The organism is Pseudomonas flavocrustae (assembly GCF_029872515.1).
Taxonomy (GTDB): domain Bacteria; phylum Pseudomonadota; class Gammaproteobacteria; order Pseudomonadales; family Pseudomonadaceae; genus Chryseomonas; species Chryseomonas aestiva.
Map to the genome: position 1 here is coordinate 353,317 of NZ_JAPDIQ010000004.1, position 21,922 is coordinate 375,238.

Sequence of the window (21,922 nt, forward strand, 5' to 3'; positions counted from 1 at the left end):
GAAACCCGAGTCTAGAGCGGTTTTGATTGCAATACCGTGACATTCGTCGCTTAGCCGCTAGGCGCGCGCCTTCTGCCGTTCGGCATACCAGGCCTCGAACTCGTCCGGCGGCAGTGGCGGACTGAACAGGAAACCCTGGCATTGCTGGCAACCCAGCTTGCGCAGGATGTCCCACTGCTCGGTGGTCTCCACCCCTTCGGCCAGCACGTCGAGATCCAGCCCCTGGCCCAGGGCGACGATGGCCGCGGCGATGGCCTGGCTGCTGTGGGTGCCGCTGTCGCTGCGCAGTTCGTGCATGAAGCTCTGGTCGATCTTGAGCTTGTCCAGGGGGAAGCGGCGCAGGTAGGCCAGCGAGGAATAGCCGGTGCCGAAGTCGTCCACCGCGATGCGCACCCCCAGGGTCTTGAGGGTGGCCAGGGACAGCAGCGCCTCCTCGACATTGTTCATCAGGGTCCCTTCGGTGATCTCCAGTTCCAGATTCTCGGCCGGCAGGCGACTGCGCGCCAGGGCGCGGGAAATGGTGCTGGCCAGGTCGCGCTTGGCGAATTGCCGGGGCGAGATGTTGATCGCCAGGGTCTCCAGCTCCAGTCCCTGGGCGAGCCAGCTGTGCATCTGCTGGCAGGCGCTTTCGATGATCCAGTCGCCCAGTGGCACGATGAGTCCGGTCTCTTCGGCCAGCGGAATGAATTCGGTGGGTGGGATCAGCCCCAGCTCCGGATCCCGCCAGCGCACCAGGGCTTCCACGCCAATGGTCTGGGCCGTGCTGACACTCATCAGCGGCTGGTAGTAGAGGACGAAATCACCGCGCTTGAGCGCCGTGCGCAGCCGCGATTCCAGATTCAGCCGCCGCCGCGACTGCTCGGTGAGGGCCTGGGTATAGAAGCGGAAGGTGTCGCGACCCTGGTCCTTGGCCTGGTGCATGGCGGTGTCGGCATTGCGGATGAGGTCATCGGCGGTGGCGCCATCGTCGGGAAAGAGACTGATGCCGATGCTGGCGTTGAGATAGATGTCGTGCTCGCCGAGGTGAAAGGGCTGCTCCAGCTTGCCGAGCATGGCCTGGGCGATCTGGGCGGCGAATTCGGGCCGGTCTATCCGCTCGATGATGACCAGATACTCGTCGCCACCGATGCGCGCCAGGGTGATGTCTTCGCTGAGCAGGGCGCGCAGGCGGGCGGCGAATTCCACCAGCAGTTCGTCACCCAGGGCATGGCCGTGGCTTTCGTTGACCGTGCGGAAATGATCGAAGTCGAGGATCAGTACGGCGACCAGGTATTCCTGGGGCTCGGCCAGGGCCAGGGCATGCTCCAGATGGGTGCGCGCCAGCAGGCGATTGGGCAGGTCGGTCAGGGGATCGTGATGCGCCAGGTGACTCAGGCGCGCCTCGCTTTCCCGCAGGCGCGTGGTATCGCTGACGGTGACCGTGTACTGCCGGGTTTCCCGGGGGTAGAGGGTGTCGATGGCGGTCCAGGCCGGAAAGGTAGTGCCGTCGAGGCGCGGCCAGAGCAGTTCGCCCTCCCAGCGGCCCTCGCGGCGCACCGCGCGCCAGAGTTCACGGTAGAAGCGCTGGTCCTGGCGACCGCCGCCGGGCAGTCCCAGCCGCTGGCCGAGCAGGGTGCCTTCCTGGGCGCCCAGCAGGCGGGCGAAGGCCGGATTCACCGCCAGGATCCAGCGGCGCTCGTCGAGCAGCAGCAGGCCGTCGCGACTGTTCTGGAACATCGCCGCGGCCTGGCGCAGGCTTTCTTCCTGCTGCTTGCGCAGGGTGATGTCCTGGGCGGTGCTGATGAAATACTGGGGCACCCCCTGGTCGTCGCGGATCAGGCGCGTGGTGACATTGGCCCAGACCGGCTGGCCACTGCGATGCAGATAGCGCTTTTCCAGGGTGTAGCGGTCCTGGCCGGTGTCGACCAGTTGTTTGCGCAGGGTGGCGCCCAGGGCGCGCTCGTCCGGATGGGTCACCGAGGCGGTGTCCTTCTGCAGCAATTCCGGTTGCGAGTAGCCGAGCATCTGGCAGAAGTGGTGGTTGGCGCTCAGCCAGCGACCTTCCAGGTCGCTGAGCATGATGCCGGTGTAGGCCTGCTCGAAGATGCCGCGGTAACGCGCCTCGCTCGCGCGTTGGGCCTGGACCACGCGCTGTTGGCGGATGGCCAGCACTGCGAGGCGGGTGAATTCGGTGATCAGCGCCTGGGTTTCCGTCTCGGGCAGCCGCGCTTCTCCATAGTAGACGCCCAGGGCGCCCACGGCGCGCTGCTGCTCGTCCTGCAGGGGCAGGGCCCAGGCGCCGCGAATGCCGGCCGCCTGGGCGGCCGGCAGCAGCTTCTGCCAGGCCGGATCCAGTTCGACATCGATGGTGAACACCGGGGCATTGGTGGTGATGGCACTGCAGCAGCCCTGGTCATGGTGGCTGCGCGGCACGCTTTCCAGTGCCGCCTGGAAGGCGGGTGGCAGGCTCGGTGCGGCGGCGACCCGCAGATGCTCGCCCTGGTCGTCCAGCAACAGGGCGACGCGCATCTCCGGATAGATCCGTTCCAGCCGCTGGGCGATGCCCTGCTGGATCTCCGCCAGCGGCAGGCCGGTGAGCAGATCGTCGAGGACGTCGCTGCGGGCCTGTTGCAGCTGCTGCGCCTGGTAATCGTGATGAATGTCGGTGAGGGTACCCTGAATCTCGCCATCGAGACCGGCGCGCAGCTCCATCTGCATCCAGCGATGACTTTCCACCGACAGGCGCAGCCGTACCACGCCATTCCAGTGCAGGCGCTGACCGGCGGCGAAATCGGCCACCAGCTGGCGCAGGCGGGCCCCATCCTGGGGGTGGAAGGCCTGATCCAGGGGGTGGTTGAGTTGCTGGCTGGCGGGTTGGCCGGTCAGGGCTTCCCAGGCCGGATTGAGAAACTGCCAGCGGCCACGGTGATCACTGGCGAAGACCACCAGCGGCAGGTGCTGGACCAGTTCGCGATAGCGTCTCTGGCTGTCCTGCAGCGCCTGCTCGGCCAGCTTGTGGCTGGTGATGTCGACCAGGGCACCGCGCGTGGTGCCGGCTTCGTCGAAGTCGCTTTGCCAGTTGAGCCAGCGCCAGCTGTCCTGGCCATCGGCGAAATGCGCGGAGAAATTCAGCGGGCCCTGCATGTGCTGCAGGCGTTCGAGCATGCTGTGCACATGATCGCGGTCATCGGCACGGGCGCAGGCCGCGATGGTGGCGAAATCCAGCGGGTCGCTGCCCTTGGGCTGGTGCAGCATCAACAGGGCACGTTCGGAGCAGAGCAGGCGACCATCGGCCGTCAGCTGCCAGTCACCGGTGTTGGTCAGGCGCTGGACGAAATCCTGGGTGGCGCGCTGATTCTGCAGCTCTTCGATGAAGCCTTCGCGATAGCTGACCTGGCGCCGCAGCAATGCATAGAGCACCAGCGACAGCAGACTCATGAAGGCCAGGCCCTTCAGGGTGTGCCACAGATAGACACTGTCCTGATCGCTGACCAGCAGATACAGCAGCCCGTCGCTGCCGATGACCCAGAGGGCACTCAGCAGCAGATAAACCAGGGCAATGCGCGCAGGAGAAAGAGGCCGCATGCCGGATCCTCAAGGCCCGATCGCAGGTGTCGGGTTCGATTGGGCTTCGACCGGATAAAGGTATGGCAGTTCTGGCCTGGTCACGAGGAAATCTTTTCCATAAGTCCGGCTTTATCGGGTGAGGTGCCCTGACAGGCCACTCTTCCCATCCAGGCTCAAGAGTCGTCTGACCTCGTGCAAATTACCAGGCCTATCCACCTGCGAATTGCATTTTGCCCGCTTCCTGTCTCTATCTATTTTATATAAGTCATTGATAAATAACGTCTTTAACAAGTTTCGGAATTCGGCGCCACCGTTGCGCTCTACATCTAGGTCGCTGCTGCCAGGACCTGAGCGCAGTACAACCAAGGAAAACAGGAGTCATCTCATGAAAAAGACTTTCGGTACTTTTGCCCTCGCTGCCGTTACCGCTTCCGTACTGAGCCTGCCGCTGGCCGGCGGTGCCTTTGCTGCCACCAGCCAGAACATGACCCTGGCCGCCAACAACACCATGGACAAGACCGAAGAAGCCGCTTCCGACACCTGGATCACCAGCAAGGTGAAGGCTTCCTTCCTGGCCGACGAACACATCAAGGGCACCTCGATCAAGGTCGAGACCAACAAGGGTGTCGTGTCTCTGTCCGGCACCGTGGCGACCGAAGCCCAGCGCGACCTGGCGATCAAGGAAGCCAAGGCCATCAAGGGCGTCAAGGCCGTATCGGCTGACGCGCTGAAAGCCGCCCAGTAAGAACGCCCGGTACACCCGGCACGATGGCGGCGCCGCGCGCTGCCATCACCCCCTGTCCTTCGCCCCGGAGAACTGCCATGACCAGCACGACTGAAACCCTCAACGATCTGATCGAGATCGCCCGTGACGGCAAGAATTTCTACGAGCACGCCCTCACCGAAGTGAAGAACCCCGAATTGAAGGCCCTGTTCACCGAGATCGCCCAGAGCAAGGCCGAGATCATCAGCGCCCTGAGCAGCCAGGTATCGGCCTCGGGTGAAAAGCCCGCCGAACAAGGCACCTTCGCCGGCAGCTTCCGCAAGTACTACACCGACGTCAAAACCTCCTTTGCCAGCAAGGAAAAGGAAGAAGTCACCTACGTCAGCGAGCTGGAAGAGCAGGAAGACCGCCTGCTGCACGCGCTGGAGCGTGCCGTCAACGAACACGCCACCCCGGATGCCCAGGCCAACCTGCGCAGCCAGCTGGAAAAGGCCCGTGCGACCCATGATCGCATGCGTGACCTGAAGCACCGTATGCAAGCCGCCCACTAAGGCTGCGCGCAGAAAAAGCCCCGCCTAGGCGGGGCTTTTCTTTGGGCCGGCGTTCAGTTTTGGGGCGCGCGATTGAGGCGGGCGTCGATCAGGCTGTCGACCACCGAAGGATCGGCCAGGGTCGAGGTATCGCCCAGGCTGTCCAGTTCGTCGCAGGCGATCTTGCGCAGGATGCGCCTCATGATCTTGCCGGAGCGGGTCTTGGGCAGGGCGGGTGCCCACTGCAGGAATTCCGGCTTGGCGAAGCTGCCGATCTCGTCGGCCACCTGCTGGCGCAGGCGGGCCTTGAGTTCGTCGCTCGGGGTCACCCCGCCCTTGGTGGTGACGAAGGCATAGACCGCCTGGCCCTTGACCTCGTGGGGGCAGCCGACCACGGCGGCCTCGGCCACGTCCGCATGTTCGGTCAGCACGCTCTCCACTTCGGCGGTGCCGATGCGGTGACCGGACACGTTGAGCACGTCGTCCACCCGCCCGGTGATCCAGTAGTAGCCGTCTTCGTCCCGCCGTGCGCCGTCGCCAGTGAAGTAGTAACCCGGATAGGCGCTGAAATAGGTGTCGATCAGGCGCTGGTGGTCGCCATAGACGGTACGAATCTGGCTGGGCCAGCTGGACTTGATCGCCAGTACGCCGCTGCCAGGGCCGTCGATCTCCTTGCCCTGCTCGTCCAGCAGCACCGGCTGGACGCCAAAGAAGGGCAGGGTGGCCGAACCCGGTTTCAGCGCCAGGGCGCCGGGTGGCGGAGCGATGAGGATGCTGCCGGTCTCGGTCTGCCACCAGGTGTCGACGATGGGGCAGCGCCCTTCGCCCACCACCCGGTGATACCACTCCCAGGCCTCGGGATTGATCGGCTCGCCGACGCTGCCCAGCAGCTGCAGGCTCTTGCGCGAGGTGCGCTGTACCGGCCCGTCGCCTTCGCGCATCAGGGCGCGCAGGGCCGTGGGGGCGGTATAGAAGATGTTGACCTGGTGCTTGTCCACCACCTGCCAGAGGCGACTGGCATCGGGATAGCTCGGGACGCCTTCGAACATCAGGGTGGTGGCGCCATTGGCCAGGGGGCCATAGACGATGTAGCTGTGGCCGGTGACCCAGCCAACGTCGGCGGTGCACCAGAAGACCTGACCCTCGTGGTAGTCGAAGAGGTACTTGAAGCTCAGGGTGGCGCCCAGCAGATAGCCCCCGGTGGTGTGCAGCACGCCCTTGGGTTTGCCGGTGGAGCCTGAGGTGTAGAGGATGAACAGCGGGTCCTCGGCGTCCATGGGCTCCGCCGGGCAGTCGGGCGAAGCGGCGGCCACCGCCTGGGCGTAGGGCAGGTCGCGTCCCTCCTGGCGGGCCACGGCGACGCCGGTGCGTTCGACCATGACCACGGTGTGGACCTCCGGGCATTTGGCCAGGGCCTTGTCGACATTGGCCTTGAGCGGGACACGCTTGCCGCCGCGCACACCCTCGTCGGCAGTGATCACCACCCGGCAGTCGGCATCGAGGATGCGGTCGCGCAGCGCCTCGGGCGAGAAGCCGCCGAATACCACCGAATGCACCGCGCCGATGCGCGCGCAGGCGAGCATGGCGTAGGCCGCCTCGGGAATCATCGGCATATAGAGACAGACGCGGTCGCCTTTCCCGACCCCGCGATCCTTGAGCACATTGGCCAGGCGGCTGACGTGCTCGTGCAACTGGCGATAGCTGATGGCCTGACTGTCGGCGGGGTCGTCGCCTTCCCAGAGGATGGCAGTCTGATCGCCGCGGGCGGCGAGGTGGCGATCGATGCAGTTGTAGGCGACGTTGAGCTGGCCGCCGCTGAACCAGCGGGTCTGGCCCTGGCGCATATCGCCGCTATGGACGTCGTCCCAGGTGCGCGACCAGTCGAGCAGCGCGCTGGCCTGTTCGCTCCAGAAGCGCTCCGGCTGTTCCACCGAGCGCTGGTAGAGCTCGCGATAACGGGCTTCGTCGAGGTGGGTGCGGGCACTCAGGCTCTCGGGCACGGGATAGCGTTGGCTCATGGCCGGCTCCTTCTTGGTGTTGTTGTGCTACCAGTTTAGGCTGCGGATGGCCTGCCGGGGTTCAGCGAGGCGATAAAACGAAAAAAGCGCCGCAGAGCGGCGCTTTTCCGAGCGGACCTTGATCGATCAGCCGCGGTGACGACCGCGGAAGTAGTCGATCAGGCCCTGGGTCGAACCATCGTCGGCCTTGCCTTCGCTGCGGCCGATGATGTGCTGGTAGACGTCCTTGCCCAGCTCCTTGCCCAGCTCGACGCCCCACTGGTCGAAGCAGTTGATGCCCCAGATGACGCTTTGCACGAACACCTTGTGCTCGTACAGGGCCACCAGCGCACCCAGGCGCCGCGGCGAGATGCGCTCCAGCACCAGGGTGTTGCTCGGGCGGTTGCCCGGGATCACCTTGTGCGGCGCCAGCTTGGCGATCTCGGCTTCGCCCAGACCCTTCTCGCGCAACTCGACCTCGGCTTCTTCGCGGGTCTTGCCCAGCATCAGCGCCTGGCTCTGCGACAGGCAGTTGGCATAGAGCCACTGCTGGTGATCGGCCACCGGGTTGTGGCTCACCACCGGCACGATGAAGTCGCCGGGGATCAGTTGGGTGCCCTGGTGCAAGAGCTGGTGGTAGGCGTGCTGACCGTTGCAGCCGACGCCGCCCCAGATCACCGGGCCGGTCTCGACGCTCACCGGCGAGCCGTCCTGACGCACGCTCTTGCCGTTGGACTCCATGTCCAGCTGCTGCAGGTGCTTCACGAAGTTACGCAGGTGGTGGTCGTAGGGTAGGATGGCATGACTGGTCGCGCCCCAGAAATTGCCGTACCAGACTCCCAGCAGGCCCAGCAGCACCGGCATGTTCTCTTCGAAGGGGGCGCTGGTGAAGTGCTGGTCCATGGCATAGGCGCCGGCCAGCAGGTCCTTGAAATTGGACATGCCGATGGCCAGGGCGATGGGCAGGCCGATCGCCGACCACAGCGAATAGCGGCCGCCGACCCAGTCCCACATGGGGAAGATGTTCTCTTCGGCGATGCCGAATTCCACCGCCACCTTGACGTTGCTGGAGACGGCGATGAAGTGCTTGTGCAGCTCCGGCTCCGGGCAGCCCTGGGCCAGGCACCAGGCGCGGGCGGCCTGGGCGTTCTTCAGGGTCTCCAGGGTGCCGAAGGACTTGGAGGAGACGATGAACAGCGTGGTGTCGGCGGCGAGCTTGGAGGTCACCTCGCGGAATTCGCTGCCATCGATGTTGGCCAGGTAGTGGCAACGCACGCCGCGCTGGGTGAAGGGCACCAGCGCCTCGGAGACCAGTTGCGGACCGAGGAAGGAGCCACCGATGCCGATGTTGACCACGTCGGTGATCGGCTTCTTGGTGTAGCCGCGCCAGAGGCCGTTGTGGATGCGGGTGACCAGCTGGGTCATCTGGTTCAGAACCCGGTGCACCTCGGGCATGATGTCCTGGCCGTCGATCTGGACGCTGTCGCCCACCGGGCGGCGCAGGGCAGTGTGCAGGGCGGGGCGGTGTTCGGAGGAATTGACGTAGGCGCCGTCGAACAGGGTGTGGATGGCGCCTTCCAGGCCCGCTTCGCGAGCCAGGTTCACCAGCAGCTCACGGGTCTGCTCGGTGATGAGATTCTTGGAATAGTCGAGGAACAGACCACTGGTGTTCAGGGAGAACTGCGTGAACCGCTGCGGGTCGGCGGCGAAGGCGTCGCGCATGCGAAAGTTCTGCATGGCCTTGCGGTGCTCTTGCAGCGCTTTCCAGGAGGCGAGCTGGGTCACGTCGAGGGGATGTTGATAGTACTCCATGGGTAGGCTTTTCCTTGGTGGCTCTTGTTTGCTGTTGTGCCCCACAAGCCGCTGGCTTGCAAGAGAAAGTCGGTGACCGCGAGACGCCGGTCGTGGCGCCGCGCTTCGAGCATGAAAAAGCCCGGTATGTTCCGGGCTTCCAGGGTTCAGTCAGGGTCGGGTGAGCTAACCTTCGGTTGCGTCACACTCGGGCCCTGCGGCGAAAGCTCAGGTTGTCGATCAGGCGGGTCTGGCCGAGGTAGGCCGCCACCAGCAGGACCAGTGCCGAGGTGTCCGGCCCGGCCGGTTGCAGACTCAGCTGCTCACGCAGTTCCAGGTAGTCCACTTTAAGCCCCTGAGCTTGCAGTTCGGCGACACCGGCGGCCAGGGTGGGCTCCGCCGCGGCGCCGGCGGCGAGTTGATCGGCGAGCCGCCTGAGCAGGCTGTACAGGCAGGGCGCACTGGCGCGCTGGCCGTCATCGAGATAGCCATTGCGGGACGACAGCGCCAGGCCGTCGGTGGCCCGCACCGTGGGCTGGGCGACGATCTCGATGGGCATGTCCAGGTCCTGGACCAGCTTGCGGATCACCGCCAGCTGCTGATAGTCCTTTTCGCCAAACACCGCCACGTCCGGTTGCGCCATCTGGAACAGCTTGGTGACCACCGTCGCCACACCCTCGAAATGCCCGGGCCGGCGTGCGCCGCAGAGGCCTTCCGAGACCTGGGGGACGTTTACCCGGGCCAGGCCGTCCATGCCGCTGGGATACATCTCGGCCACCGCCGGTGCGAACAGCAGATCGCAATGGGCTTCGTTCAACTGGCGGCTGTCTTCCGCCAGGGTGCGGGGATAGGTGTCCAGATCCTCGCCGGGGCCGAACTGCAACGGATTGACGAAGATGCTCGCCACCACGAAGTCGGCGTGACGCCGGGCAGTCTCCACCAGCGCGATATGGCCGGCGTGCAGATTGCCCATGGTGGGCACCAGGCCGATGCGCAGGCCCTGGCGGCGCGCGGCGGCGACGGCGGCGCGCAGTTCGCGGACGCTATGGACCGTTTTCATGCGGAGAATCCGTGTTCGGGAGCGGGAAAGCTGCCGTCCTTGACGGCGGCGACGTAGGCCGCCAGGGCAGCCTGGATGCTGTCCTGACCGGCCATGAAGTTGCGGACGAATTTCGGCGTGCGCCCGCGCAGGGCCAGACCGAGCATGTCGTGCAGCACCAGCACCTGGCCATCGGTGGCGGCACCGGCGCCGATGCCGATCACCGGCACCCGGGCGGCCCGGGTGATTTCCTCGGCCAGCGCCGAGGGCACGCATTCCAGCAGCAGCATGGCCGCGCCGGCTTCTTCCAGCTCGCGCGCGGCCTCGCGCAGCTGCTGCGCGCGGAGCGGATCGCGGCCCTGCACCTTGAAGCCACCGAAGACGTTGACCGACTGGGGCGTCAGGCCCAGGTGGGCGCAGACCGGCACGCCATTGGCGGCCAGGCGGCGAATCGGCTCGGCCAGCCAGGCATCGCCCTCGAGCTTGACCATCTGCGCGCCCGCCTGCATCAGGCGACCGGCGCTGGTCAGGGTCTGCTCCAGGGTGGCATAGGTCATGAACGACAGGTCGGCGACGATGAAGGCACCCGCATGGCCGCGCTTGACGCAGGCGGTGTGGTAGACCATGTCGTCGAGGGTCACCGGCAGGGTGCTGTCGTGACCCTGCAGCACCATGCCGAGGGAATCGCCGATCAGCAGCATCTCCACGCCGGCCTGACTGGCGGCCTGGGCGAAGGTGGCATCGTAGGCGGTCAGCATGGCGATCTTTTCGCCGCGCTGCTTGAGCCCCTGAAGGGTCGTGAGGCTGATATCAGGCATGCAAGGGGTCCTCGTGGGACGGCGCTATGGTTGTTGTCTGGGCGCCGCAGGCGCGGGGTTGCCGCGCGCAAACGGCTGCTATAGTCCCGGCGCGTCCGGCACAAGTCAATGCTCGGTGTTACGGCTGTGTTACCGGCTGGGTGAGGACGGTAGCAGCCGTTCCAGGCCTTCGAAAGGACAGGCGGACAGCAGGTCCGGCAAGCGGCGGCCGTCGGGCAGATGCAGAGAGGGGGCCAGCTCGGCCAGCGGATAGAGCACGAAGGCGCGGGCCTGGAGGTGATAGTGCGGCACCTGCAGGCGTGGCTCGTCGATCAGCCGTTCGCCGAACAGCAGGATGTCGATGTCCAGGGTGCGCGGACCCCAGCGTTCGTCCTTGCGCACGCGGCCCTGCTGCTGCTCGATGGCCTGGGTGGCGTCGAGCAGCGCCAGGGGGGCGAGGGCGGTATCCAGCGTGGCGACGGCATTGACGTAGCGCGGCTGGTCGGGCGGACCCAGGGGGTCGCTGGCATAGAAGGCGGAGACCGCCACCAGCCGACTCTCGGGCAGGCTGTCCAGGGCCTCCAGGGCGGCGTCCAGCTGCCGCCGTGGCTCGGCCAGGTTACTGCCCAGGCCGAGATAGACCCGTTCCATCATTCGTCGCCGGCGGTGGGCGCATCCGAGGCGCGCCGCTTGCGACTGCTGCCGCCCCGGCGGCGACGCTTGGCCGGCGCGCCTTCGTCCCGGCTGAGGTTCTTGATCATCTCGCGCCGCTGGCTGTCACCGACCTCCTGGTAGCGCGTCCACCAGTCGCCCAGGCCGCCGGTCTCTTCGCCCGCGCTCTCGCGCAGCAGGAGAAAATCGTAGCCGGCACGGAAGCGCGGATTTTCCAGCAGTTGATCGGCGCGCTTGCCCTGACGGCGCGGCAGGCGTTCCTGCATGTCCCAGATCTCGCGCATCGGCAGGGTGAAGCGCTTGGGGACGGCGGTGCGTTGGCACTGCTGCGCGGTGAGGTCGTGGGCGGCTTCCTGCATGGCCGGAATCGGCGCCAGACCGAGGTCCTGGTGATGCCGGACACGCTCGGGCAGGGCCGGCCAGAGCAGGGCGGCGAACAGGAAGGCCGGAGTGACCGGCTTGCCTTCACGGATGCGGGTATCGGTATTGGCCAGGGCCTGGCGAATCAGGCTGCCGGCGTATTCCGGGTCGCGTTCCAGGGCTTCGCCGCTGGCCGGGAACAGCGGGGCGAACAGGCCGTACTGGCAGAGCAGCTCGAAGGTACGTTCGGCCTTGCCGCCGAGCAGCAGCTTGATGACCTCGTCGAACAGGCGCGGTGCGGGAATGTCCCGCAGCAGTGGCGCCAGACGACTGATGGGCTCGGCGGTAGCGGTCTCGATCTGGAAGTCCAGTTTGGCGGCGAAGCGCACGGCGCGCAGCATCCGCACCGGGTCTTCCTGGTAGCGCTGCTCCGGATCGCCGATCAGGCGGATCTGCCGCAGGCGGATGTCCTGGGTGCCATTGGCATAGTCGAGGATGCGTTCGCCGCTGGCGTCGTAGTAGAGCGCGTTGATGGTGAAGTCGCGCCGCTGGGCATCCTGTTCCTGGTTGCCATAGATGTTGTCGCGCAGGATCCGGCCGCTTTCATGGCGCGAGCCCTGGGCCTCGTCCTCGGCATCGCCGGTGGGATGGTTGGCGCGGAAGGTCGCGACCTCGATGATCTCGCGGCCGAAATGCACGTGGACCAGCTTGAAACGCCGACCGATGACCCGTGCATTGCGGAATTCGGCCCGCACCTGTTCGGGCGTGGCACTGGTGGCGACATCGAAGTCCTTGGGCTCGAAGCCCAGCAGCAGGTCCCGGACGCAACCGCCCACCAGGTAGGCCTGATAACCCGCCTTTTCCAGCCGCTCGACGACGCTCAGGGCGTAGCGGCTGATGCGCTCTCGTTCCAGAGCATGCTGACTGCGGGGCAGTTCGATGGGCAAGGCAGGCGCGGGCGGAGTACGCCGCAGGGGCGAGCGCAGAGTCTGGATGAGCTTCTTCAGCATGCGAGTTTCTGTTCGGAGAGACGGCTATACGCAATCTGGCCCACAGCGGGAACCGTTGCGCAATAGATAAGGAGGGGATCTTGAACGAGGGAGGGGAGGCTGTCAAAGGCACTGGGGGAGCCGAAGCTCCCCCCCAAAGTGGTACGTGCTTTGTTTTTATTGTTTATCCAGACCTCTTGTTTTTCTTGTGTGGTCTGTTCCGTGCGGTTACCTGCCGCCGGAAAGGCTCTGAAGTCTAGAGCCAAGAGCAAACGGATTACTTTGGAAGCTGATGCCGTCAGGATCATTCCTGCTCTGCCTGGTACGGGTGCTGCCTCGGGGCAGTTTTGTTGTTCTCTGGCCTGACATCGCGCGGACCATCCCGTTAGACGACTCTTCTCCAAAATGATCAGTTAGCTACGCCTCCGCCTGCTTGTTCTTGTTGTGCTGGAGTCGCTACGTCTTGTTTTTGTTATGGCTGGGGTACGTTCTTATTGTTCTTGTACGAGAACATAAAGCAGATGCCGTGCCAGTTTTATAAAATCCTTTATTTTCAATGACTTGCGAAAAATGTAGCCTTTTTGCTCAGGGGCTACAGGCAAATTTTCGTTACCGCTGAACCCGCCGGCTGTTACGGCGGTAACACATTGCAAAGGATGGGGGAGAGACTGGAGAGGTGTTACCGCGGGACGTGCAGGGCTGTCACGTCCCGGTATGGATCAGGAGGCGTCGCTGCTGGCGCTGGCCTTGCGCCGCGGGATGCCCAGGCGCTGACGACGTTCCCACAGGCACTTGCGGCTGACGCCCAGCTTGCGCGCCAGCTCGGTCTCGGTCATGTGGTCCTGATGCTCGAGCACGAAGTGCTGGAAGTAGTCTTCCAGCGACAGGTCCTCGGTGGGTTCGTGGGCGCCATTGCCGTTACCCAGTCCCGAGCTGGGCAGCGGATCCAGGTAGCTGTCGGCCAGCTCCAGTTCGCCGAGCTCGACGTCGATGCCCAACTGATCGGCATTGATTTCCTGGCCTTCGCTGAGAATCACCGAGCGCTCGATGGCGTTCTCCAGTTCGCGCACGTTGCCCGGCCAGCTGTAGTGGCGAATGGCGGCCTCGGCCTCGGCGCCGAGCTTCAGGCCTGGACGACTCATGCGCGCCGACTGGCGAGCGAGGAACACCCGGGCGATCTCCATGACGTCGCCGCCGCGTTCGCGCAGGGCGGGCAGACGCAGGGAGATGACATTGAGGCGATAGAAGAGGTCTTCGCGAAACTGGCCGATCTTGGCCAGGCCCTTGAGATCCCGGTGGGTCGCGGCGATCAGGCGAACATCGACCTTTTGCGACTGCACCGAGCCGACCCGGCGAATCTCGCCTTCCTGCAGCACGCGCAAGAGGCGTGCCTGAGCTTCCAGCGGCAATTCGCCGATCTCGTCGAGAAACAGGGTGCCGCCATCAGCCGCTTCCACCAGGCCGGTACGGCTGGCACTGGCGCCGGTGAAGGCGCCCTTCTCGTGGCCGAAGAGTTCGGATTCGATCAGGGTCTCGGGAATGGCCGCGCAGTTGACCGAGATCAGCGGCGCCTTGGCCCGCCGCGACAGATTGTGCAGTGCCCGCGCCACCAGTTCCTTGCCGGTACCGGATTCACCCTGGATCAGCACGGTGGAATCGGTGGGCGCGACCTTGCGGATCTTGCCGAAGAGGTCCTGCATCGGCGCGCAGTTGCCGATGATGCCGATCTCGCCGGTGGCCGGCGCCGGCGTGACGCTTTCCTCGGCGACCATCGGCGGGCGCTGCTCGCGTTCCACCAGGATGCGCGCCACGGCCTGCAGCATCTCGTCGTGATCGAAGGGCTTGGCTATGTAGTCCACCGCACCCTGCTTCATGGAATCGACTGCCGAGCGAAGGCTGGCGTAGCTGGTCATGATCAGCACCGGCTTGCCCTTGGCGAGATCGATCATCTCGGTACCCGGGGCGCCGGGCAGGCGCAGATCGCTGATGACGAGATCGAAGCTGGAAACGTCGTAGAGATCCTGGGCTTCCTGGACGGAGCCGGCTTCGCTGACGCGGAACTGGTTGCGCTCGAGCAGGCGGCGCAGCGCCGAACGGATGATCTTCTCGTCTTCGACAATCAGGATATGGGCCATCAAGTGCGCTCTCTTACGGGAAGGCAAGACGACCCACGCCAGGCAGCGTGTGTTGTCGCGGTCGTCTGGACTTCCGAATGCTTTAGCAGATCCATCCAGCAGGCGGATGGGTCCGTCACGGCGCCTCCGGCAACCCGAGATAGCGCGGCAGCAGTACCCGAATGCGGGTGCCCTGGCCGGTCACGGGGTCGGTAGGACTATCGATCATTATCTGACCATAATGCTCTTCTACGATGGAATAGACCAGCGCCAAGCCAAGCCCTGTCCCCTTGCCCGGATCCTTGGTGGTGAAGAAGGGTTCGAACAGCCGACTGACGATGGCCTTGGGAATGCCGCTGCCTTCGTCTTCGACGCTCAGGGTCACGGTCTGGCCATGGGCCTCGCTGCGCACCCGAATCGGCGCGCCGGCCGGCGAGGCGTCGCGGGCGTTGGACAGCAGGTTGATCATCACCTGCACCAGGCGCTGGGGATCGCCCTGCACCAGGTGTTCCGGGTCGCAGAGATTGAAGAAGTCGACGTCCACGCTCTGCCGATTGAGCGAGAGCAGGGCGATGGCCTCCTGCGCCGCCTCGGCCACGCACACCGGTTCGTGGGCCTGCTGGCGGCCGCCGGCGTGGGCGAAACTCATCAGCGACTGGACGATGCGGGTGATGCGGCGGGTCTGCTCGATGATCTGGCTGCTGATCTCGTCGATCTCTTCGTCCGCCTCGCGCTCCTCGCGCAGATTCTGCGCCAGGCAGGCGATGCCGGTGACCGGGTTGCCGATCTCGTGGGCGACGCCCGCGGCCAGCCGGCCGATGGAGGCCAGGCGCTCGGAGTGGATCAGGCGGTCTTCCAGCAGTTGCGTCTCGCTGATGTCTTCCACCACCAGCACCGTGCCGTTGCTGCCCACCGCCAGGGGTTCGTCGATGGTCGCCTTGTGCAGGTTGAGCCAGCGCTGCTCGTGTTCCTGGGGCAGGCGCTGCTTGTAGAGGTGCTGCTGCGCCGGTTCGGCGAGAAAGCGCTCGAACAGGTCCTGCCAGGGATCGGGCAGGGCGCTCAGGCGCGAGCCCACTACCCGGGCGCCATCGATGCCGGTGAGTTCTTCCATGGCGCGGTTCCACATGAGGATCTCGCGGTCCCGGGCCAGGGAGCAGACGCCCATGGGCAACTCCTGCAAGGTCTGGCGGTGATAGCGGCGCAGGGCGTCCAGCTCGGCGGCGAGACCGGTCAGGCGCGACTGGTAGTCTTCCAGGCGATTCTCGATGAAGTGGATGTCTTCGGTGGCATAGGCCTCGCTTTCCGCCTTGAACGGCAGAAAGGTCTCGACGATGTCCTGGGCGACCCGCGGGCCCATCAGGCCCGAGAGGTTGGCCTCGATGCGATCGCGCAGCCGGCGCAGGGCATAGGGGCGGCGTTCGTCATAGGGCAGCAGCAGGTCGGCCAGGGCGCGCTCGACTTCCTTTTGCGCGGTCTTGGCGCCCAGCGGCTTGGCCAGCTGGGCCGCGAAGTCCTGGGGCGAGCTGGCCGCCAGTTCGCGGCGCTGCGGCCGGCGGACGTTGTCCACCGCGCAGGCTTCGGCGGCGCTCTTCTCTTCTTCGCTGGCTTCGGTGAACAGCGAGACCAGGGCGAACACCAGCACGTTGACGGTCAGCGAGGCCACGGCGGCGAGGTGCCAGTTGCTGGCGCTGATGCGATAGCTGAAGACGCCGATGTGCAGCGGATTGATGTCGGCCACCAGCGGCATGAGCATGCTCAGGAACCACAGGCCCAGGCCGCATAGCAGGCCGGCGATGAAGCCCTTGCGATTGGCCGTCTGCCAGTAGAGCACCGACAGCGCGCCGGGCAGGAACTGCACGGTGGCGACAAAGGAGACGATGCCCAGGCTGGAGAGATCGCCATGGCCCTGCAGCAGGCGATAGAAGCCGTAGCTGCCGAGGATGATGGCGGCGATCAGCAGGCGCCGGGTCATGCGCAGCCAGCGATAGATGTTGCCGTCGGTGGGCGGCTGGTAGAGCGGCAGCACGATGTGGTTGAGCAGCATGCCCGACAGCGCCATGGTTACCACGATGATCAGGCCGCTGGCCGCCGACAGGCCGCCGACGAAGGCCACCAGCGCCAGCAGCGGATTGTCCAGCGCCAGGCCCACGCCCAGGGTGAAGTACTCCGGCGGCGTCGGCGAACCCAGCGCCAGGCCACCCCAGAGAATCGGCGGTACTGCCAGGCTGATCAGCAGCAGGAACAGCGGCAGGCCCCAGCTGGCGCTGACCAGCGCCTGGGGACTGAGATTCTCGGTAAAGGCCATGTGGTACATGTGCGGGGTGACGATGGCCGCAGCGAAGAACACCAGCAGCAGGATCCGCCAGGGGCCTTCCTGCAGCGGGGTGTGCAGGGTGGAGAGGGCGCTCTGGTTCTGCTGCAGCCAGGTCTCCAGGCCGTTGGGGCCGCCGAACACGGTATAGAGGGTGACGCCGCCGACGATGCCCAGGGCCAGCAGCTTGACCAGGGATTCGAAGGCGATGGCCACCACCAGGCCCTCGTGGCGCTCCTTGGAGTTGATCTGGCGCGCGCCGAAGAGCATGGCGAACAGGGTGATCAACAGGCAGAAGCCCAGCGCCGGGGCGTCCTGGGCGCGGGCCTGCACCAGGATGCCGGTGCTGGTGGCCACCGCCTGGATCTGCAGCGCCAGCAGTGGCAGCACAGCGATCAGCATGCCCAGACTGGTCAGGGCGCCGGCCCAGGTGCTGCGGAAGCGGAAGGCGAAGAGATCGGCCAGGGACGCCAGCTGGTAGGCACGGGTCAGGCGCAGGATGGGGTAGAGCAATACCGGCGCCAGCAGAAAGGCGCCGCACAGCCCCAGGTAATAGGCGAGAAAACCGTAGCCGTAGTCGTAGGCCAGGCCCACGGTGCCATAGAAGGCCCAGGCGCTGGCATAGACACCCAGCGACAGGGTGTAGATCAGCGGATGGCGCACCAGCCGGCGCGGCACCCAGCCCTTCTCGGTCATCCAGGCGACGCCAAAGAAGATCAGCAGGTAACCGGCGCTGATCAGGACCAGTTGGGACAGACTAAAGCTCGTCGGCATCGCGCTGGCTCTGCAGGATGAAGGTCACCACGATGAGGATGAGCCACAGCAGGTAGGGCCGATACCAGGCGCCGCTGGGAGCGATCCACCAATCCATGATGGCGGGGGAGAACAGATAGATGCCTACCACGAGGAGCAGGACCAGCCGGTAGATGTACATGCGCGGTTCCCGAACGGCGATGGCGCCATGGTAAAGCAAAAGCGCTGTACCCCGGAGAGGGAGGCTTCTACCGTGAAGGCTTACTTGCCCGCTGGAGTTAGCCAATGACCAGACCCCGCCTCGCCGCCGTGCTGGAAACCGCGCTCTATGTCGCCGATCTGCCGAGGGCCCGGCGCTTCTATGACGAGGTGCTGGGCCTGGGGCCGCTGTTCGCCGACGACCGCCTGGCCGCCTATGCGGTGGGCGCCAGCGTCCTGTTGCTGTTCCAGCGGGGCACTACCGAGCAACCCGTCAGGTTGCCGGGCGGCTGCATCCCCCCTCACGGCGCCCAGGGCTGTCAGCACCTGGCCCTGGCGATCGCGGCGGATGAACTGGACGCCTGGGTCACGCACCTGGCAGCCGCCGAGGTCGCCATCGAGGAGCGTACCCAGTGGCCACGGGGCGCGATCAGCCTGTATTTCCGCGATCCGGACGGGCACCTGCTGGAACTGGTCACGCCCGGACTCTGGCCCAACTACTAGTCCGGCAGCTGGGCTTCGGCCAGGTGGGGCACCCGCGGGATCAGCGTGGCGTCCCAGTGGGCGACGCCCCAGGCCAGCACCCGGGTCGGGGGCTCCTCGGCCAGCGCCGGCTGGATCGGCTGGCCCAGGGCGCGCAGGGCGCGTACCAGCAGGGCGCCGGCCTGTTCGGCTGGCAGCGGCGGCGAGCGATAACTTTTGCCCAGCTTGTGGCCGTCCGGCTGGATCAGCAACGGCACGTGCAGGTAGCACGGCGCCGGATGGCCGAGCAATTCCTGCAGATAGAGCTGGCGCGGCGTGGAGTCCAGCAGGTCGGCGCCCCGCACCACGTCGGTGATGCCCTGCAGGGCATCGTCCATCACCACCGCCAGCTGGTAGGCGATCAGGCCGTCGCGACGCTGGATGACGAAGTCGCCCACCTCCCGTCCCAGGTGCTGGCGGAATTCGCCCTGCACCCGGTCGGCGAAGCGGTAGTCCAGCTCAGGGACGCGGATGCGGAGGGCGGCGTCCGTCGCCGGCAGGCCGCGATTGCGACAGTAGCCGGGGTATATCCCGCCACTGCCTTCGAGCTGCTTGCGCGAGCAGTCGCAGGCATAGGCCAACCCGCTGGCCAGCCACTGCGCGATGACTGCGCGATAGGCGTCCAGGCGTTCGCTCTGGCGCAGCACCGGGCCGTCCCATTCGAAGCCATAGGCCTCCAGGGTGGTGAGAATGGCCGCCTGGGCGCCCGGGACCTCGCGTGGCGGATCCAGGTCTTCCATGCGCACCAGCCAGCGCCCGCCCGCGGCGCGGGCATCCAGGTAGGAGGCGAGGGCGGCGACCAGCGAGCCGAAGTGCAGATAGCCGCTGGGCGTGGGGGCGAAACGGCCGACATAGGGGCGCCTGGCCATAGCTCATCCTGTGAATGCCGGAAAAACCGAAATCTGAACAGAACAAAGGGCGCCGTAGCGCCCTCGTCGGTGAGGCAGCAGGACTCAGGTCCCGGTCTGCTTCTCGCGGATCTCGGCCAGGGTCTTGCAATCGATGCACAGACTGGCGGTCGGACGGGCTTCCAGACGACGGATGCCGATTTCCACGCCGCAGGAATCGCACCAGCCGTATTCGTTGTCTTCGATCAGCTGCAGCGTCTCGTCGATCTTCTTGATCAGCTTGCGCTCGCGGTCGCGGGCACGCAGTTCCAGGCTGAATTCCTCTTCCTGGGTCGCGCGATCGGCCGGGTCGGCGAAGTTGGCCGCTTCTTCCTTCATGTGGTGCACGGTGCGATCGACTTCTTCGCGCAGTTCCTGCTTCCACTTGTTCAGAATGCCGGTGAAGTGGGCGCGCATGCGCTCACTCATGTATTCCTCGCCCTTGGCAGGCTGGTAGGGTTCGTAGCCACGGGCCAGATGATTGTTCTGCTGATTTGCTTCGCTGGGCATGATTGACCCTCTCACTTTCGCTGATCCTGTCCACAGGCTGGATGCGTTTCCAGGCCTCTCCATGTTGGAACGCCCGGGGTCTGTGGCTGCCGATGACGTCCCGCGCAATGCCGACGCCAGGCTGAATATGTTCTCGACTGGCCAGTCGCCCTGCGGATGCAAGCCGGCGAACTTACCAGAAGCTTCCAGGGGGCGCTACTACTGGCCTCCCGCTCCGTGCCGACGCGGCGGGTGCCGGTCTGCGAAGCCTTGGTTAGAATCCCGCCTTCGCCACAAGTTCGGACCCCGTCCATGTCCAATTCCTACAGCGCACGCAGCCAGGCCATCGAGCCCTTCCATGTGATGGCCCTGCTGGAGCGCGCCAACCAGCTCCAGGCCGCCGGGCACGACGTCATCCACCTGGAGATCGGCGAGCCCGATTTCACCACCGCCGCCCCGGTGGTCGCCGCTGGCCAGGCCGCGCTGGCAGCCGGTCAGACCCGCTATACCGCGGCCCGCGGCCTGCCGGAGTTGCGCCGCGCCATCGCCGCCTTCTATGGCGAGCGCTACGGCATCGACCTGGATCCGGAGCGGGTGCTGATCACCCCCGGTGGCTCGGGCGCCCTGCTGCTGGCCAGCGCCCTGCTGGTCGATCCCGGGCGGCACTGGCTGCTGGCCGATCCCGGCTATCCCTGCAACAGGCACTTCCTGCGCCTGGTGGAAGGCGCGGCTCAGCTGATCCCGGTCGGTGCCGACACCCGCTACCAGCTCACGCCCGAGCTGGTCGAGCGGCACTGGCAACCGGCCAGCGTCGGCGCCCTGGTGGCCTCGCCGGCCAATCCGACCGGCACCCTGCTCGATCGCGATGAACTCGCCGGGCTGTCGGCCGCCCTCAGGGCGCGGGGTGGTCACCTGGTGGTGGACGAGATCTACCACGGCCTGACCTACGGCCTGGACGCCCCCAGCGTACTGGAAGTCGACGATTCGGCCTTTGTGCTCAACAGCTTCTCCAAGTACTTCGGCATGACCGGTTGGCGCCTCGGCTGGCTGGTGGCGCCGCCCGCCGCTGTGCCGGAGCTGGAAAAACTGGCGCAGAATCTCTACATCAGCGCCTCCACCGTGGCGCAGCAGGCGGCCCTGGCCTGTTTTACCCCAGAGGCCATGGCCATCTTCGAAGATCGGCGCACCGAATTCGCCCGCCGTCGCGACTACCTGCTGCCGGCGCTGCGTGGCCTGGGCTTCGAAATCGCCGTCGAGCCCCAGGGCGCCTTCTATCTCTATGCCGACATCTCCGCCTTTGGCGGCGACGCCTATGCCTTCTGCCAGTTCCTGCTGGAGACCGAACACGTGGCCATCACCCCCGGCCTGGACTTCGGTCGCCACCGTGCCGACACCCATGTGCGCTTCGCCTACACCCAGTCGCTGCCGCGCCTGGAAGAGGCCGTCGCCCGCATCGCCCAGGGCCTGCAGCGCTGGAGGGCCCGGTGAGATTTGATCCGCCCCTGGAGGAGGGTCGCCTGCTGCGCCGCTACAAGCGTTTTCTCGCCGACATCGAGACCGCCAGCGGTGAGGTGCTGACCCTGCACTGCCCCAATACCGGGTCCATGCGCCATTGCCAGCCGGCGGGTGCCCGCGTCTGGTTCAGTCGGGCCAGTGGTCCCAAGCGCAAGCTGCCCGGCACCTGGGAACTGGTCGAGACGGATCATGGGCGCCTGGCCTGCATCAATACCGCCCGCGCCAATCGCCTGGTGGAAGAGGCCCTGCTGGCGGGTGGCATTCCCGAGCTGGCCGGCTTCACCGCCCTGCGCCGGGAGGTGGCCTACGGCCTGGAGAACAGTCGCGCCGATTTCCGCCTAGAGTATCCCGCCGGGCCGCTGTATCTGGAGGTGAAGAGCGTCACCCTGGGTTTTGCCGACACCACGGTCGCCGCCTTTCCCGATGCCGTGACCACCCGCGGGACCCGCCATCTGCGCGAGCTGGCGGCCCTGGCCGCGGCCGGCGAGCGGGCGGTGCTGCTCTATTGCGTGCTGCTCGATGGCATCGAGGCGGTGCGCCCGGCGGCGGAGATCGATGCCGCCTATGCCCTGGCCCTGGGCGAAGCCCGCCGGCAGGGCGTGCAGGTGCTGGCTTATGGGGCACGGCTCTCCCCCACGGGTCTGCAGCTGGACCGACCGCTACGCCTCGCTGACTGAGCAGTCACAAA

The 21,922-nt window shown here is 66.0% G+C and carries 17 protein-coding genes; 5 read left to right on the plus strand and 12 right to left on the minus strand.

Going from position 1 to position 21,922, the window contains the following annotated elements; translation table 11 throughout:
- Positions 1-57: 57 nt before the first annotated feature.
- On the minus strand, positions 58-3,564 hold the full coding sequence (locus OMP44_RS12205; RefSeq protein WP_273862361.1) for a bifunctional diguanylate cyclase/phosphodiesterase: 3,507 nt from the start codon (positions 3,562-3,564) through the stop codon (positions 58-60).
- A 367-nt stretch (positions 3,565-3,931) separates the two neighbouring features.
- On the opposite strand from OMP44_RS12205, the gene OMP44_RS12210 reads away from it, so the two are divergent.
- Together OMP44_RS12210 and OMP44_RS12215 are read left to right on the plus strand one after the other, a co-directional pair.
- A complete protein-coding gene (locus OMP44_RS12210; RefSeq protein WP_017640375.1) occupies positions 3,932-4,291 on the plus strand; it encodes a BON domain-containing protein in 360 nt (119 codons plus the stop codon).
- Positions 4,292-4,368: 77 nt separating this feature from the next.
- Positions 4,369-4,821 (plus strand): PA2169 family four-helix-bundle protein, encoded by a 453-nt coding sequence (locus OMP44_RS12215; RefSeq protein ID WP_133861929.1) that lies wholly within the window; start codon positions 4,369-4,371, stop codon positions 4,819-4,821.
- A 53-nt stretch (positions 4,822-4,874) separates the two neighbouring features.
- Here OMP44_RS12215 and acs read toward each other — a convergent pair whose 3' ends face one another.
- From acs to OMP44_RS12260, 9 genes are all read right to left on the minus strand, one after another.
- Positions 4,875-6,818: an acetate--CoA ligase gene (acs, locus tag OMP44_RS12220; RefSeq protein WP_280308432.1), complete on the minus strand. Its 1,944-nt coding sequence runs from the start codon at positions 6,816-6,818 to the stop codon at positions 4,875-4,877.
- A gap of 126 nt (positions 6,819-6,944) precedes the next feature.
- Positions 6,945-8,609: a glucose-6-phosphate isomerase gene (pgi, locus tag OMP44_RS12225; RefSeq protein ID WP_280308434.1), complete on the minus strand. Its 1,665-nt coding sequence runs from the start codon at positions 8,607-8,609 to the stop codon at positions 6,945-6,947.
- Positions 8,610-8,790: 181 nt separating this feature from the next.
- Complete coding sequence (panC, locus tag OMP44_RS12230; RefSeq protein ID WP_280308436.1) at positions 8,791-9,648, minus strand: pantoate--beta-alanine ligase; 858 nt, start codon at positions 9,646-9,648, stop codon at positions 8,791-8,793.
- A complete protein-coding gene (gene panB / locus OMP44_RS12235) occupies positions 9,645-10,445 on the minus strand; it encodes a 3-methyl-2-oxobutanoate hydroxymethyltransferase (protein ID WP_273862359.1) in 801 nt (266 codons plus the stop codon). The genes panC and panB overlap by 4 nt, the downstream gene beginning before the upstream one ends.
- 129 nt (positions 10,446-10,574) lie before the next feature.
- The gene (gene folK, locus OMP44_RS12240) at positions 10,575-11,078 is read right to left on the minus strand and encodes a 2-amino-4-hydroxy-6-hydroxymethyldihydropteridine diphosphokinase (RefSeq protein ID WP_280308439.1); all 504 of its coding nucleotides are present in this window, start codon (positions 11,076-11,078) and stop codon (positions 10,575-10,577) included.
- Entirely contained in the window at positions 11,075-12,466 is a 1,392-nt protein-coding gene (locus tag OMP44_RS12245) for a polynucleotide adenylyltransferase PcnB (protein WP_280308441.1), read from the minus strand. The genes folK and OMP44_RS12245 overlap by 4 nt, the downstream gene beginning before the upstream one ends.
- 698 nt (positions 12,467-13,164) lie before the next feature.
- Positions 13,165-14,580 (minus strand): sigma-54-dependent transcriptional regulator, encoded by a 1,416-nt coding sequence (locus tag OMP44_RS12250; protein WP_133861922.1) that lies wholly within the window; start codon positions 14,578-14,580, stop codon positions 13,165-13,167.
- Positions 14,581-14,695: 115 nt separating this feature from the next.
- Entirely contained in the window at positions 14,696-17,644 is a 2,949-nt protein-coding gene (locus tag OMP44_RS12255; protein WP_133861921.1) for a sensor histidine kinase, read from the minus strand.
- Positions 17,628-17,804 (minus strand): hypothetical protein, encoded by a 177-nt coding sequence (locus tag OMP44_RS12260; protein ID WP_007159707.1) that lies wholly within the window; start codon positions 17,802-17,804, stop codon positions 17,628-17,630. The genes OMP44_RS12255 and OMP44_RS12260 overlap by 17 nt, the downstream gene beginning before the upstream one ends.
- A gap of 104 nt (positions 17,805-17,908) precedes the next feature.
- Here OMP44_RS12260 and OMP44_RS12265 point away from each other — a divergent pair, with 104 nt between their 5' ends.
- Positions 17,909-18,325, plus strand: a complete 417-nt coding sequence (locus tag OMP44_RS12265; RefSeq protein WP_280308455.1) for a VOC family protein — start codon at positions 17,909-17,911, stop codon at positions 18,323-18,325.
- Here OMP44_RS12265 and gluQRS read toward each other — a convergent pair.
- Both gluQRS and dksA read right to left on the minus strand, forming a co-directional pair.
- On the minus strand, positions 18,322-19,212 hold the full coding sequence (gene gluQRS / locus OMP44_RS12270; protein WP_280308457.1) for a tRNA glutamyl-Q(34) synthetase GluQRS: 891 nt from the start codon (positions 19,210-19,212) through the stop codon (positions 18,322-18,324). The genes OMP44_RS12265 and gluQRS overlap by 4 nt on opposite strands.
- An 84-nt stretch (positions 19,213-19,296) precedes the next feature.
- Entirely contained in the window at positions 19,297-19,740 is a 444-nt protein-coding gene (gene dksA / locus OMP44_RS12275) for an RNA polymerase-binding protein DksA (RefSeq protein ID WP_007159704.1), read from the minus strand.
- 291 nt (positions 19,741-20,031) lie between these two features.
- Between dksA and OMP44_RS12280 the strand changes: the two genes are divergently transcribed.
- Both OMP44_RS12280 and sfsA read left to right on the plus strand, forming a co-directional pair.
- Positions 20,032-21,207, plus strand: coding sequence for a pyridoxal phosphate-dependent aminotransferase (locus OMP44_RS12280; protein ID WP_280308460.1), 1,176 nt, complete (start codon positions 20,032-20,034; stop codon positions 21,205-21,207).
- Complete coding sequence (sfsA, locus tag OMP44_RS12285) at positions 21,204-21,911, plus strand: DNA/RNA nuclease SfsA (RefSeq protein WP_280308463.1); 708 nt, start codon at positions 21,204-21,206, stop codon at positions 21,909-21,911. Before OMP44_RS12280 ends, sfsA begins: the two co-directional genes overlap by 4 nt.
- The last annotated feature ends 11 nt before the right edge of the window (positions 21,912-21,922 follow it).

Excerpts from the sequence above, each read along its gene's own strand:
- OMP44_RS12205 (WP_273862361.1), bottom strand. The coding sequence starts at position 3,564 with ATGCGGCCTCTTTCTCCTGCGCGCATTGCCCTGGTTTATCTGCTGCTG.
- OMP44_RS12210 (WP_017640375.1), top strand. The coding sequence starts at position 3,932 with ATGAAAAAGACTTTCGGTACTTTTGCCCTCGCTGCCGTTACCGCTTCC.
- OMP44_RS12215 (WP_133861929.1), top strand. The coding sequence starts at position 4,369 with ATGACCAGCACGACTGAAACCCTCAACGATCTGATCGAGATCGCCCGT.
- acs (WP_280308432.1), bottom strand. The coding sequence starts at position 6,818 with ATGAGCCAACGCTATCCCGTGCCCGAGAGCCTGAGTGCCCGCACCCAC.
- pgi (WP_280308434.1), bottom strand. The coding sequence starts at position 8,609 with ATGGAGTACTATCAACATCCCCTCGACGTGACCCAGCTCGCCTCCTGG.
- panC (WP_280308436.1), bottom strand. The coding sequence starts at position 9,648 with ATGAAAACGGTCCATAGCGTCCGCGAACTGCGCGCCGCCGTCGCCGCC.
- panB (WP_273862359.1), bottom strand. The coding sequence starts at position 10,445 with ATGCCTGATATCAGCCTCACGACCCTTCAGGGGCTCAAGCAGCGCGGC.
- folK (WP_280308439.1), bottom strand. The coding sequence starts at position 11,078 with ATGATGGAACGGGTCTATCTCGGCCTGGGCAGTAACCTGGCCGAGCCA.
- OMP44_RS12245 (WP_280308441.1), bottom strand. The coding sequence starts at position 12,466 with ATGCTGAAGAAGCTCATCCAGACTCTGCGCTCGCCCCTGCGGCGTACT.
- OMP44_RS12250 (WP_133861922.1), bottom strand. The coding sequence starts at position 14,580 with ATGGCCCATATCCTGATTGTCGAAGACGAGAAGATCATCCGTTCGGCG.
- OMP44_RS12255 (WP_133861921.1), bottom strand. The coding sequence starts at position 17,644 with ATGCCGACGAGCTTTAGTCTGTCCCAACTGGTCCTGATCAGCGCCGGT.
- OMP44_RS12260 (WP_007159707.1), bottom strand. The coding sequence starts at position 17,804 with ATGTACATCTACCGGCTGGTCCTGCTCCTCGTGGTAGGCATCTATCTG.
- OMP44_RS12265 (WP_280308455.1), top strand. The coding sequence starts at position 17,909 with ATGACCAGACCCCGCCTCGCCGCCGTGCTGGAAACCGCGCTCTATGTC.
- gluQRS (WP_280308457.1), bottom strand. The coding sequence starts at position 19,212 with ATGGCCAGGCGCCCCTATGTCGGCCGTTTCGCCCCCACGCCCAGCGGC.
- dksA (WP_007159704.1), bottom strand. The coding sequence starts at position 19,740 with ATGCCCAGCGAAGCAAATCAGCAGAACAATCATCTGGCCCGTGGCTAC.
- OMP44_RS12280 (WP_280308460.1), top strand. The coding sequence starts at position 20,032 with ATGTCCAATTCCTACAGCGCACGCAGCCAGGCCATCGAGCCCTTCCAT.